The sequence below is a fragment of the Microcystis sp. M109S1 genome (genome assembly GCF_020247025.1).
In the GTDB taxonomy this organism is placed as follows: Bacteria; Cyanobacteriota; Cyanobacteriia; order Cyanobacteriales; family Microcystaceae; genus Microcystis.
In genome coordinates this window covers 1-13,856 of sequence record NZ_JADBRW010000436.1, presented here as the reverse complement: position 1 = coordinate 13,856, position 13,856 = coordinate 1, and the positions used below count along the sequence as shown (strand labels likewise).

Below are 13,856 nucleotides of genomic sequence, written 5' to 3'. Positions count from 1 at the left end.
TCCTCTTTATTCTTCCATAATAAATGAGGTAATCCTTTTTCATGCACCCCCATTAACTTTCTCAATTTATTAAGCTCGTCATTGATGATAGCCATTACATGAAAACGGTCATAGATGATTTTAGCATTGGGAAATAATTCTACAAAGGGAGCATCTCATTTATGCAAGTGAGTAATTATACTTATCCATAAAACTGGTTTCTAGCAAGGCTTTCAAAATAGCTTGACATAAAAACCTGATTTAGGGGTTACAAAGGTGAGATGCTCCCTTTACAAATTACAAAGAGCGTGATGGACTACTCTACTTACCAGATTTTGTCCCCCCCTGAACGGTTACTAAAAATCATCCATTTTTGAGAGTAGATCATCCATTGTATAAACGGGGAACTCTGCCTAAACTGAAACTAAAGGTAATCAAACAATTCTTCGTTCATTCTTTAAGAACTATTCGTTGTTGCTACAGACTGCTATATTATTGATTGGAGAACACACCTACAATGTCTGCTCAATCCTCAACCTCTACCCTAACTGCTTTACAAAAAACACCGATCGCTATTATTGGAATGTCGGCCTTATTTGCTCAAGCCAAGAATTTACAAGAATATTGGCAAAATATTCTCGGTAAAGTGAATGGAATCACTGAAGTGCCAGAAAGCGCCTGGAATTTAGAAGATTACTATGATCCAGACCCGAAAGCACCTGATAAGACCTATGGTAAATGGGGGGGCTTTTTGCCTAAAATTGATTTTGACCCTTTAGAATTTGGTCTGCCACCTGATACGTTAGAAGCTTTAGATTCGGCTCATTTACTTGGTTTAGTGATGGCTAAACAAGCTTTAGAAGATGCGGGTTATGGCCAAGGAAAAGAGTTTAATCGGGAAACAACAGGGGTTATTTTAGGAGGAAGCGGCCTCTGGAAAAGCATTACTCCCTTAACCAGTCGTCTGCAATATCCTCTCTGGAAGAAAATTTGCCAAAAAAGTGGTTTATCTCAAGAACAAACCGACAAAATTATCGAAAATATGAAGGCGGCCTATGTGCCTTGGCAAGAAAATTCTTTCCCGGGTATGTTACCAAACGTCGTAGCAGGTCGTATTACTAATCGCTTTGATTTGGGAGGAACTAATTGTGTGGTGGATGCAGCCTGTGCGAGTTCCTTAAGTGCTTTAAAAATGGCGATCAGTGAATTAATCGAAGGCCGTTGTGACATGATACTTACAGGGGGCTTTGACACGGATAATTCCATCCTTAATTATATGTGTTTTAGCAAAACTCCGGCTTTTTCTAAGAAAGATTGTCTCAATCCCTTTGATGCTACCTCAGATGGCATGATGGTAGGGGAAGGATTGGGAATGCTGGTGATTAAACGGCTTGAGGATGCAGAACGAGACGGCGATCGCATCTATGCAGTGATTAAAGGCATCGGGACTGCTAGTGATGGTCGTTTTAAAAGTATCTATGCACCGCGTCCTGAAGGTCAAGTTAGATCCTTACGGCGCGCCTATCAAGAGGCGGGATTTTCTCCCGCTACCTTGGGGTTAGTTGAAGCCCATGGTACTGGAACACCAGCAGGAGATTTTTGTGAATTTACAGCCCTGAATGAGGTTTTTAGCGAAAACAAGGCAGAAAAGCAAACGATTGCTCTGGGTAGTGTCAAATCTCAAATTGGTCATACCAAGGCGGCGGCGGGTGCTGCAAGTTTAATTAAAACGACTTTGGCCTTACATCATAAAATTCTTCCTGCTACCATTAATATTACCGAACCCAACCCTAAATTTAAGATTGAAGACTCGCCTTTTTATCTCAACACCGAAACCCGTCCTTGGTTGCCCAAAGGAAAGACACCGAGACGGGCTGGGGTTAGTTCCTTTGGCTTTGGGGGAACAGATTATCATGTGGTGTTAGAAGAATATACGCCCAAATTACCCCAAGGAGAAAATCGAATTCATCACCGTCCCCAATCAATTTTACTCTGGGGTCAAAATCCTGAAGAATTAAGGCAAATTTGTCAAAAAGCTCTAGAACAGTTGCAATCTCCCCAAGGGTCACAAGTTTATATTGAACTACAAAATCAAAGCAAATCGGCTCAACTTCCCTTAAAGGTTGCTAGAGTGGGCTTTGTCGCGACTTCCTTGGCTGAAGCTATTAAATTACTGCAAGCAGCCGTTAAACAGTTGCAAAAACAGCCTCAAGCAGAGGCATGGGAACATCCCCAAGGTATTTATTACCGTAAGACGGGGTTATTACTGGAGGGAAAAGTCGTAGCACTGTTCCCCGGCCAAGGTTCTCAATACCTGAATATGGGTCGAGAAATTGCCCTAAATTTCCCAGAAATCCAAACCGCTTATCAAAAATTGGATACATTGAGAGCTAAAGCGGGTTTAACGCCCCTTTCAGCAGGAGTATTTCCGATTCCTACCTTTAACGAGGTGGACGAAAAACGGCAAACCTCTTTACTGCAACGGACGGAAAATGCTCAACCTGCGATCGGGGCTTTCAGTGTAGGACTGTATAAAACGTTGCAAAAGACGGGATTTAAGCCAAATTTTGTGGCCGGTCACAGTTTTGGGGAATTAACCGCACTCTGGTCCGCGGGCGTTTTCACAGACGACGATTATTATTACTTGATCCAAGCTAGAGGCCAGTCCATGGCCGCACCGAAAGGAGCCACCCCTCAAGGGGCCATGTTAGCGGTGACTGGGAAAGTATCTCAGATAGCGCAATGGGTTGAAGGAATGGCCAATGTGCAGATTGCTAACTATAATGCACCTGAACAGGTGGTATTATCGGGATTAGCCTCAGAAATTGCCACTATTGAGAAGATTTTAAGCTCTCAAGGCTATCAGGTTACGCCTTTACCCGTGTCTGCTGCTTTTCATACTTCTTTAGTACGTCATGCTAGTCAACCCTTTGGGAAAGCGTTGGATCAAGTGACGTTTCATGCGCCCCAACTTCCGGTTTATGCTAATGTGACGGCGGCCCCTTATCCCAAAGATTTATCAGGGATGCGTCAGCTTTTAGAAGCTCAGTTGTTGAATTCGGTTCAGTTTGTCCAACAAATTGAAAATATTTATGCTCAAGGCGGATATTGCTTTGTGGAAATTGGACCGCGCCAAATTCTCACTAACTTAGTTAAACAGATCTTAGGCGATCGCCCTCATCTGGCCATTGCGCTCAACCCCAGTCGGCAAAAGGACAGTGATATTCAACTGTCACAAGGAGTAATGCAGCTTCGAGTTTTAGGTTTACCGTTAAACGATCTGGAAAATGCAGCTTTGACGGTGAAGACTTCCTCAAGCAAACGCAAAGGTATGACCCTTAAGCTGAATGCAACCAACTACATCAGCGATAAAACCCAAGCTTTGATCGGAGCTGCATTACAACCTGATTCACCTGCGGAAATAGAACCGTCAGTTGATTCCCAAACGGTTGAATCTAAGTGTGAGGAAGTGAAAGGGTCGGAAAACGAGGAAATTTTAGCCTCTATTCCTTCCGTCAACCCTTATCCTTCTGATTCTCAGCCTCTTTCAGAGGAAATTCCAACACTCAATTTATCTATTGTTTCTCAAGATCAAACTGTAACCATGACTATGAACAACGCTATTTCTAACAACATCAACCCTATTTTACAAGCATTCTACCAATATCAACAGGGTCTTGCCAAGGTTCACGAAGAGTACATTAAACATCAATCCCAGAGTTTTCAATCAGTGTTGCAGTTATTAAAACAAAAAGAGATAACAGTAGTTGCTCAAATTGACGAACTCTCTACTCCTGCTGCTTCTTCGGAGAATTCAAAATTTGATCGGCCAAATTCAGAGGTTTCCTCTTTTAGTTTTCCTGATCCTGCTCCTTTTAAGTCTGAACCTCAGCCCTTACGGACTCTAGAACCTCAACCTTTAAACACTGCACCTCAACCCTTACGGACTCCCGAACCTGAACCCGTTCACATTTCCCCCATTGTCAACTATTTAGAACCTCGTCAACCCATTGCACCCATCTCTACACCTGAACCTGTGTCAGGAGTGAGCGAACCTTCTTTAGACTCCATTCAAGATGATGCACTGAGTCAAGCCTTATTAGAGGTTGTCAGTGAAAAAACAGGCTATCCTACGGAAATGTTGGCATTAGAAATGGATTTAGAGGCAGATTTAGGCATTGACTCGATCAAACGGGTAGAAATCATGGGAAGTCTGCAAGAAGCTTTCTCTGGGTTGCCCAAACTTAGCCCTGAAGCGTTAGCAGAAAAACGTACCCTAGCCCACATTGTTCAGTATTTGAGGGAGAAAATGATGGTGACAGAAAAAAAAATAGCTTAGTTGTTACCTCTACCCAGTCTAACCATCGAAAACACGGTGATATTGGACGTTATCAAATGAAACTGAAGCCCCTTGCTGCACCTGATTATTGGGATTTTCCCTCAACCCCTGATCAAACCTGTTTGGTGACCGATGATGGTTCATCTACTACTGCCCAAGTTGCTCAAAGTTTGCTAAACCAAGGCTGGCAAGTTGTGGTTCTCAGTTTCCCTCAATTCCTTATTCCTGTGCGTTCTTCTCTTCCTGCGGGGGTTCGACATTTTGTTCTCAATCATTTAAGTGAAGAACATTTACAAGCACAATTGGGAGATATATTTAAAACTTGTGGACTGATCGGCACATTTATTCATTTACATCCTCTCTCTCAGGGGTTTAATCAAGATCAAGAGACTTCAATTAACACCGATCAAGCGATTGTTAAACAAGTGTTTTTACTAGCCAAACATCTTAAATCTTCTCTGACGCAAGCGGCCAGTCAAGGACGCAGTTGTTTTCTCAGCTTAACCCGTTTAGATGGAGAATTTGGTCTCAGTGGAAAACGAGAATTTAGCCCTATTAGTGGCGGTTTATTTGGCTTAACGAAAACCTTAAATCTAGAGTGGGAATCGGTCTTCTGTCGCGCTCTAGATATTAGTCCCGACTTAGATGAAATGACAACGGCTCAAATTGTTTTAGCTGAATTACATGATCCTAATAGCTTAATTCAAGAGGTAGGTTATACTCCAAAAGGTCGAATGACTTTGACTTGTGAATTAGCTTCTTTTAGCAGTAAATAGGCAAAAGTTAATAGTTAGAATAAAATTAGCTGGGCGCAAGGCTTGCGCCCCTACATAATTATAGTTATTTAGATGAATTGCGGTCTAAATTACGATTTTTAGCTAGTCTCTACTAACTATTAACTATTAACTATTAACTATCAACTATCAACTAACAAGGTATTTTCCCCATGATTAATGATACTCAACTTAATTCATCTTCTGTGGTTATTGTCAGTGGTGGTGGCCGAGGAATTACGGCTCAATGCGTTATCTATTTGGCGCAACAATATCATTGTAAATTTATTTTATTAGGTCGTTCGCAAATTTTAGATCCTGAACCTGAATGGAGTCTTTCTTGTCAAGATGAGTCTGAGTTAAAGAAGCAAATTATGCAACATTTAACAACTCAAAATGAAAAACCAACTCCGAAAAAAGTTCAAGCACTGTATCAACAACTCTGTCAAAGTCGTGAAATTAAGCAAACCTTATCAGAGATTGAAAAAGTAGGAGGAAAAGCCGAGTATTGCAGTGTTAATGTTACCGATTCACAGCAACTAAAAGCAACTTTAAGACCGATTATTCAACGTTGGGGACAGATTACGGGCATTATTCATGGTGCGGGAACGTTAGCCGATAAATTAATTGAAAACAAAACTGAACAGGATTTTGATAAGGTTTATAGTGTCAAAATTGATGGGTTAAATAGTTTATTAGGTTCGGTAGAAGTTAACCGATTAAAATTTATTGCTTTATTTTCTTCTTTTGTTTCATTTTATGGCAATGTCGGTCAATCTGACTATTCTTTAGCTAACGAAATTTTGAACAAATATGCTTATTTACTTCAACAAAAATATCCTAACTGTCATGTTGTTTCTATTGGGTGGGGTCCTTGGGATGGAGGAATGGTGACACCACAGCTTAAACAGTTATTTGAGCAGCAAAATATTAAGGTCATTCCTCAACAAACAGGGGCGCAAATGTTAGCAGAAGAATTAACACAAACTAAAGCTAAAACCCCTCAAATTATTGTCATGAGTAACCCTATTTCTCCTTCTCCTAAACTGGTTACACCGCAAAAGCATAGTTACCGTTTATATCGTCGGTTGACGTTACAAGGAAACCCTTTTGTTTATGATCATGTCATTGGGGGAAATGCAGTTTTGCCTGCGATGTGTGCGTTAGCATGGATCACTAATAGTTGTGAACAACTTTACACAGGATATCATTTTTTAAGTTGTCATAACTATCAAGTGCTTAAAGGAGTTGTCTTTGATAAAAGTTTAGCTAATTTGTATTGTTTGGATCTGACTGAAGTTGAGAAAACAGAAGATGAAATTAAATTTGAAGCCTTAATTTGGAGTGAAACCGCTAAAGGAATTCCCCTTTATCATTATCGGGCGATTATTAATATTACTAAACAAGTAATAGCTGAGAGAAAACTTGACGAAAGTATTCAGCCTGTTACGGAACCTTCCCTTAATTTACAACCCTATCAAGAAGGAGTTCTGTTTCATCAGCCCAGATTTCAAGGAATTAAGAAAATCTTAGAAATTAATAAAAACGAACTTCTTTTTAACTGTTACTTACCTCCAATTTCTACACAAGATCAAGGACAGTTTAGCGTTCAATCCTTTAATTCTTATACGGCTGATCTCTTGTTTCAATGTCTTTTAGTTTGGGTCAGAAAACAATACAATTCGGGTAGTTTACCCCTAAAACTAAATGAGCTTAAGCAGTTTAGTTCCCTCCCTTTTAATCAAGAATTTTGGATAAAATTATCCATTAATGAACATAGTGATACTAAGGTAATTGCTAATGCACTATCTTATCATTCTCAAGGTAAAATTTATTTAGAAGCAACTAATATGGAGGTTACTTTGAGTTCTTGTCTTAATGTTTTGTTTCTTAAAAATACGGTGAATTCATCGAATACCGTTTGCTTGTAATTTTTTCTCAATTGATACCCTATTTACATTTTCACAGGAGATATTATGAAACCGTCCAAATTAGCGATCGCTGGCTTAAGTGGCTTCTTTAATCAACTGTTAACCAGTCAACAACTATCAGCTTTAATTTATCAAGGAAACTCCCTTGATTATTCTAACCAACCGATTAGTGATCATTCTTGGTCTATCTTATCAAAGATGTCTGATCAAGGGTTAAAAGATTGTACTTGTAAGATAGGAAAAAAAGTCGCTTTAATTACTGCTAATAATATTAGCAACCATCAAGAAACTGAGCTTAAAAATATTAGTTATCAATTGGAAAGATTATGGAATTGTTCCATTGTTACCTTTCAATTAACCCAAGGTTCTGATTCTTTATTAAAGTCTCTCGAATTAGCCCAAATTCTCTTAACTGCCAAAGAAGTTGATACAGTTATTATTAGTGCGCTTAATAGGAATTCTGAGTCTATTATTGGCGGAGCTTTAATCCTCAAAGATTATGAAACAATCCAAAACAATAATAGTACGCTTTTTTACGGGATTATTGATAGCTTTAGTAAAATAGTTAACCCCTTATCTTCTCCATCAGTTGCGATTAAACAAAGTTGTCAGCAAGCATTTGAAAATGCTAAGATTCACCCCTCAGATATTGGTTATTTAGCTGTTTCCTCAACAGAGATAGATCAAGGGTTATTAGAAGCTTATTATGCTAATCATAATAACCTAACTTGTGCAGTCGCAACAGTCCAAGAGAATAATAATAACTTAGGGATAACTGAAGATTTAATTAGCTTAATTAAAACAGCACTTTGCTTAAAAAATCGTTATCTTCCTGCTTCCGCTCAACTTTTAACTTCTAATCTTACTCAAGAATGGCAAAATAGTCCTTTTTATCTACCTGATGTATCACTGCCTTGGTTTCTTGAAAAAGGACAAAAAAAACGCTATGCTGCGCTTAATTTAGTCACTCAAAACAATACTTATAGTCATTTAATTTTATCGGAAGCAACTCCTCAAAGTACACCCGATAATGGCTATTTACCCTATGCGTCATTTTATCTATTTCCCCTCGCTGGAAATGATAGTTCATCTTTACACAGTCAGCTTGATAACTTAACCCAGAGTATTGAAAACAGTTTCTCCTTACCCCATCTTGCCAAAGAGAATTTTATTCAGTTTCAACAGAATTCTCAATCTCCTTATGTTGTAGCAATTGTTGGGAATAACAAAGAAGCTTTGCAAAAGGAAATTAAACAGGCTAAAAAAGGAATTGATAAAGCCTTTCATACAGGAAAGCCTTGGAAAAGTCCCCAAGGAAGTTATTTTACCCCTAAACGGTTAGGAAAAGTGGGTAAAGTCGCTTTTGTTTATCCTGGTGCTTTTAACTCCTATTTAGGAATGGGAAGAAATCTTTTTCAATTATTCCCTAAATTATGGGATAGAGCAGAGAGTTTAATTAGTGATCCTGCTACCTTTTTTCAAGCAAACTCTCTTTATCCTCGCCGTCAATCTCCCCTTTCTAAACAAGACTTAGAAACCCTAGAAACTCAATTCATTGCTAACCCTTTATCTCTCTTAGAAACGGGAACAGGTTTTGCAGTTTTATTCACCGAAATTATGCAGAAATATTTTAAAATTAAACCTGATGCCGCCTTCGGTTATAGCATGGGAGAAAGTACCATGATGTATTCATTAGGAGTGTGGTCAAATGCGGATCAAGGAAGTCAATTTGTTCATTCTTCTCCCCTATTTCATACCCGTTTAATGGGAGCTAAACAAGCCGTTGCAGAATATTGGGGTCAACCGATAGATGAAAATTCATGGAGTAGTTATGTTTTAATGGCTACAGCTGAAGCAGTTCAAGAATGTTTAAAAACAGAAAGTAAGGTTTATTTAACTCATATTAATACCCCTCAAGAAGTTGCGATCGCAGGAGATTCTCAAGGTTGTTTACGGGTGATTGAAAAATTACAATGTGATCGGTTTCGTTCGCCTTCTGATATGGTTTTACATTGTGAAGTTATGCAATCAGAATACAATGAGTTTCTTAAGCTAAATACTGTGACAATGGGAACACCACCTGATACTATTTTTTATTCCTCTTCTCATTATGATTCTCTGACCTTAGAACAAGAGAAAATTGGTGATCATTTAAGTCAAGGAATGTGTAAAATGTTAGATTTTCCTCGCTTAATTGAACGCACTTATCAAGACGGAGTGAAAATCTTTCTAGAATTAGGATCAGGAGGAAGTTGTTCTCGTTGGATATCAGAAACTCTTGGTCAAAAAGAGCATCTTGCATTGTGTATTAATCGTCGAGGTGCTGATGATTTAGCGACCATTATTAAGATGTTAGCACAATTAGTCAGTCATGGGGTAGAACTAGACTTATCCCCTCTTTATTTAACAGATGAAGCAGAAACATTAGAGGCGATTTTTAAGACAGTGTTAACCACAGCACCCAAAGCTAATATTGAACCCCAAACTGAGCTACAAAATTCAATTATTCGAGAAAATACTGCTTCTCAAAAAGTCGCTGTTTTAGTCGCTTCTTCTACTCAACTTCTTTCCCAAGTTCAAACCATTTCTACGGTTGATCATTCAAGAACAAGCGTTATTTCTTCTCATCCTAAAACCGTTAAACCTTGTTTATTTGATCAACCTGAGATCCTCGAATTTATTGAAGGTAAAGTCTCTAAGGTTTTTGGTCAAGAATATGAACCCATTGATCATTATACCCAACGAGTCAGAATGCCGTCTCCTCCCTTTTTGTTTGTCAGTCGGGTGACTCAATTAGAAGGAAAATTAGGTGATTATAAATCAGGTTTCATCGAAACAGAATATGATGTACCAGAAGATGCTTGGTATGCAGTTGATGGTCAATTAACGGTAGGAATTTGTCAAGAAGCCGGCCACGGACTCCTGATGCTATTAGGTTATATCGGGACAGATTTTGAAAATCAAGGAAAACGATCTTTCCGTTTATTAGATTTATCTGCAACCTTCTTATTTGAACAACCGGAAAACGTTAAGTTGTTACGGTGTCGAGTTAAGATCACATCTTCGGTTAAAACTGATGATAGCTTATTAATTTTCTTCCAAGGAGAGGTGTTAATTGGCGATCAAGTTTGGATGAAATTTCATGACGGTTGTGCTGGACTCTTTTCTGATGAAGAATTAGAAAAAGGACAGGGAATTGTGCTAAAAGAGGCTGAAGAAAAAGAACGAAACTTGATTAAAAAACAACAGTTTATTCCTCTTTTAACCTGTTCTAAGTCATTCTTTAAAAAAGAAGAACTTCTTAATCTAAGTCAAGGAAATATTGAGGCTTGTTTAGGGAAAATCTATCAACAAAATGGCTTAAATTCTTCCCTCAGATTACCCCCAGAAAAACTCTTAATGTTAGAGAAAGTGATGATGGTAAATCCTCAAGGAGGAATAGCTGGACTAGGGTTAGCAGTGGGATCAAAACAGATCACCCCTGAGGACTGGTATTATTCTTGTCATTTTAAAAATGACCCCACTTTACCGGGGAATTTAATGATTGAAGGAAGTATCCAACTGGTGCAATTTTATTGTTTATGGTTAGGGTTACAAACTCACACGAAAGATGCTCGTTTTCAGGTGATTCCTAATCAAACCCAAGCAGCCCGTTTTCGGGGACAAGTGACTCCCCAACATGGAACTTTAATGTATCAAATGGAGGTGTTAGAAATTGGACTTTCTCCTCAACCTTATCTTCTGGCTAATGTGGATGTTATTTTTGGCGGAAAAACCATTGCTAGTATTAAAAATATTGGTGTTCAACTGGTAGAAAAAACAGCTACCATTCCCAGTATATTCCAACCCATTGAGTCAGTAACATTCCCCCATATTTCCCAATTATCAAAACAGCCATCAGTTTTATTTAATGAAAACCAATTAAAAACCTTTGCTAAAGGATCGGTGGCTGCTTGTTTGGGATCAGAATTCGATATTTATGAAAATCGTCAATCGGTTCGTTTACCTAATGGGGAGTTTCAGTTAGTCAGTCGGGTATTAGACATCGAAGGTAAACGTCATGAATTGCAAAAACCATCGGAAATTATTACCGAATTTGATGTCAAAGAAAATGCTTGGTTTTATAACCATAATGCCTATCCCACTTTGCCCTACTGTACTTACATTGAAATTGCAGGTCAACCTTGTATTTTCTTAGGGGTTTATATGGGAGCAACTTTATTATTCCCAGAAGATGATCTTCATTTTCGTAATTTAGATGGACAGGGGACAATTCTCAAAGAAATTGACCTCCGTAATAAAACCATTACGGATAAAGTTCGTCTCCTTTCTACTACCGCTATTCAAGGGGCAATTATTCAAAAGTTTGAGTTTGAATTATCTTGTGAAGGTGAACCTTTTTATCGGGGAAATATGGTCTTTGGAGACTTTAGCACAGCCGTGTTAGCGAATCAAGTGGGACTTGATGGCGGAAAACGTCTTAAACCTTGGTATCAACTGAATAATTTATCCGATTTAACCGTACAGGAAATTAATTTACAAGATTCCTTAACTCACGAAAACTTCTATTCAGTAAATCCTGAAAAACCCCACTATCGTCTTTCTCAAAATTATCTTGATTTTATCGAAAAAGTTTTCTTAATTCAAGATGGGGGTAAGTATCAAAAAGGATATATTTATGCCAGCCAATCAATTACTCCCGAAGATTGGTATTTTCCCTTCCATTTCTATCAAGATCCGGTGATGCCTGGTGCATTAGGCGTTGAGTCTATTCTTCAAGCTATGCAAACTTATGCGCTGCAATTAGACTTAGGCAAATCTTTCAAAAATCCTCGCTTTGGTCAAGCCATTAATCATCAAATTACATGGAAATATCGAGGACAAATTACACCCGAAAATCGTTTAATGTCTTTAGAAGTGCATATTTCCGATATTCGAGTCGAAGATGATGTAATCACAATTATCGGAGATGCCAGTCTTTGGAAAGAAGACTTAAGAATTTACGAAATTAAAGACATCGCCTTGTGTCTATTAGACAATGAACAGTAAATAGTAAACAGTAAACAGTTATCAGTTAGCACCCATCTCTTTCCCTCAGTTTCAAGTCAACAATAATCGAGAAATAAACCTCATGCTTACCACTCCCCTTACAACGTCTATCTCCTTTGATAGTGAAGGAATTCGAGAAAAATTAGGCAATTTAGAGCAACCTTGTTATGTATATTGGAAAAATAACCAGATAGGACTTTCTCACCAACCTAATGCTGATATACTGCCCCATAGCATGATTAATGCCCTATCACCCCAACAATTAGGCGATCGCGCTTTTTGTGACTTTCATGGGTTAGACTATGCTTATGCAGCCGGTGCAATGGCTGGGGGCATTGCTTCCGAAGATTTAGTCATTTCTTTGGGAAAAGCCGGATTTTTAGCCAGTTTTGGGGCAGCTGGGTTAGTTCCCCAACGGGTTGAAAAAGCCATTCACACCATTCAAGAAGCTTTACCCAATGGACGATATGCCTTCAATTTAATCCATAGCCCCTCAGAGGAAGCCCTAGAACGGGGTTCAGTGGAACTTTACCTCAAATATGGGGTAAGAACTGTTGAAGCCTCTGCTTACCTGGATTTAACCCCCCATATTGTCCGTTACCGAGCATCAGGATTACATCTAAATTCTCAAGGCGATATTGAAACCCAAAATAAGATCATTGCCAAAATTTCTCGGACTGAAGTTGCTCAGAAATTCTTAAAACCTGCTCCCCCTAAACTGCTGAAAGCTTTAGTTGAACAAGGACAAATTACAGCCTTACAAGCAACTTTAGCTGAAAAAGTTCCTTTAGCCGATGATATAACCGTTGAAGCTGACTCTGGTGGTCACACAGATAATCGTTCTTTGGTTTGCCTTCTCCCTTCTATTATTGCCTTACGCAATGAGATTCAACAACAATATCAGTATGAGCGTTCTATTAGAGTGGGGGCGGCCGGTGGCATTAGTACCCCAGAATCAGCTTTAGCAGCCTTTATGATGGGAGCGAGTTACATTGTGACGGGTTCGGTGAATCATGCTTGTATTGAAGCGGGAACATCTGAACATACCAAACAATTATTAGCCCAAGCAGCAATGGCCGATGTGGTAATGGCCCCTTGTGCTGATATGTTTGAAATGGGGGTGAAAGTTCAACTCTTAAAACGGGGAAGTTTATTCCCCATGCGCGCGCAAAAATTATATGATTTGTATCAAACTTATGAGGGAATTGATGCCATTCCGACCGAGGTTCGTCAAACCATAGAAAAGCAAATTTTCCAAAAACCATTAGAGGCAGTTTGGCAAGAAACCGTTGCTTATTTTCAAGAGCGAGATCCCGAACAAATTGAACGAGCGAATAATAATCCTAAACGGAAAATGGCTTTAATTTTTCGCTGGTATTTAGGGCTTTCTTCTCGTTGGGCAACCAGTGGACAGCCACAACGAACCATGGATTATCAAATTTGGTGTGGTCCGGCGATGGGTTCATTTAACGATTGGGTTCGAGGAACTTATTTAGAATTTTCCGAAAATCGCAAAGTGGTGGATGTAGCTATGCACATCATGCGCGGTGCAGCTTATCTCTATCGTCTGCAAAGTCTGAAGTTACAGGGGGTTAATCTTCCGTCCCACTATCATTTTTATCGTCCCACTCCCCTTTAAAAACCCTCTTAAGCTAAACGGCTTTTACTTCGGATCACCGATATAGACTCCAAAAGGGTTATAGCTATTGGATCATGCAGGTTAAGCGCCGTTTAGCTTACTACCCCGTTTCGGAGATGTAGGCGGACGGTTGGCCGATGAATTAT

Annotated in this window: 5 protein-coding genes and 1 pseudogene; 5 read left to right on the top strand and 1 reads right to left on the bottom strand. The window is 39.0% G+C overall.

The window, feature by feature from the left end:
• Positions 1–140: pseudogene (locus tag IM322_RS21480) on the bottom strand (transposase); the annotation flags it as partial.
• A gap of 356 nt (positions 141–496) precedes the next feature.
• Here IM322_RS21480 and IM322_RS21475 point away from each other — a divergent pair.
• The 5 genes from IM322_RS21475 to IM322_RS21455 all read left to right on the top strand — a co-directional run bounded on the left by IM322_RS21475 (position 497) and on the right by IM322_RS21455 (position 13,710).
• A complete protein-coding gene (locus IM322_RS21475) occupies positions 497–4,318 on the top strand; it encodes a beta-ketoacyl synthase N-terminal-like domain-containing protein (RefSeq protein WP_287672053.1) in 3,822 nt (1,273 codons plus the stop codon).
• A gap of 56 nt (positions 4,319–4,374) precedes the next feature.
• Positions 4,375–5,094: a Rossmann-fold NAD(P)-binding domain-containing protein gene (locus IM322_RS21470; RefSeq protein WP_045359215.1), complete on the top strand. Its 720-nt coding sequence runs from the start codon at positions 4,375–4,377 to the stop codon at positions 5,092–5,094.
• A gap of 170 nt (positions 5,095–5,264) precedes the next feature.
• The gene (locus tag IM322_RS21465) at positions 5,265–7,022 is read left to right on the top strand and encodes an SDR family NAD(P)-dependent oxidoreductase (protein ID WP_287672054.1); all 1,758 of its coding nucleotides are present in this window, start codon (positions 5,265–5,267) and stop codon (positions 7,020–7,022) included.
• A 45-nt stretch (positions 7,023–7,067) separates the two neighbouring features.
• A complete protein-coding gene (locus IM322_RS21460; protein ID WP_287672055.1) occupies positions 7,068–12,071 on the top strand; it encodes a short-chain dehydrogenase in 5,004 nt (1,667 codons plus the stop codon).
• A gap of 82 nt (positions 12,072–12,153) precedes the next feature.
• A complete protein-coding gene (locus IM322_RS21455) occupies positions 12,154–13,710 on the top strand; it encodes a PfaD family polyunsaturated fatty acid/polyketide biosynthesis protein (RefSeq protein ID WP_287672056.1) in 1,557 nt (518 codons plus the stop codon).
• The last annotated feature ends 146 nt before the right edge of the window (positions 13,711–13,856 follow it).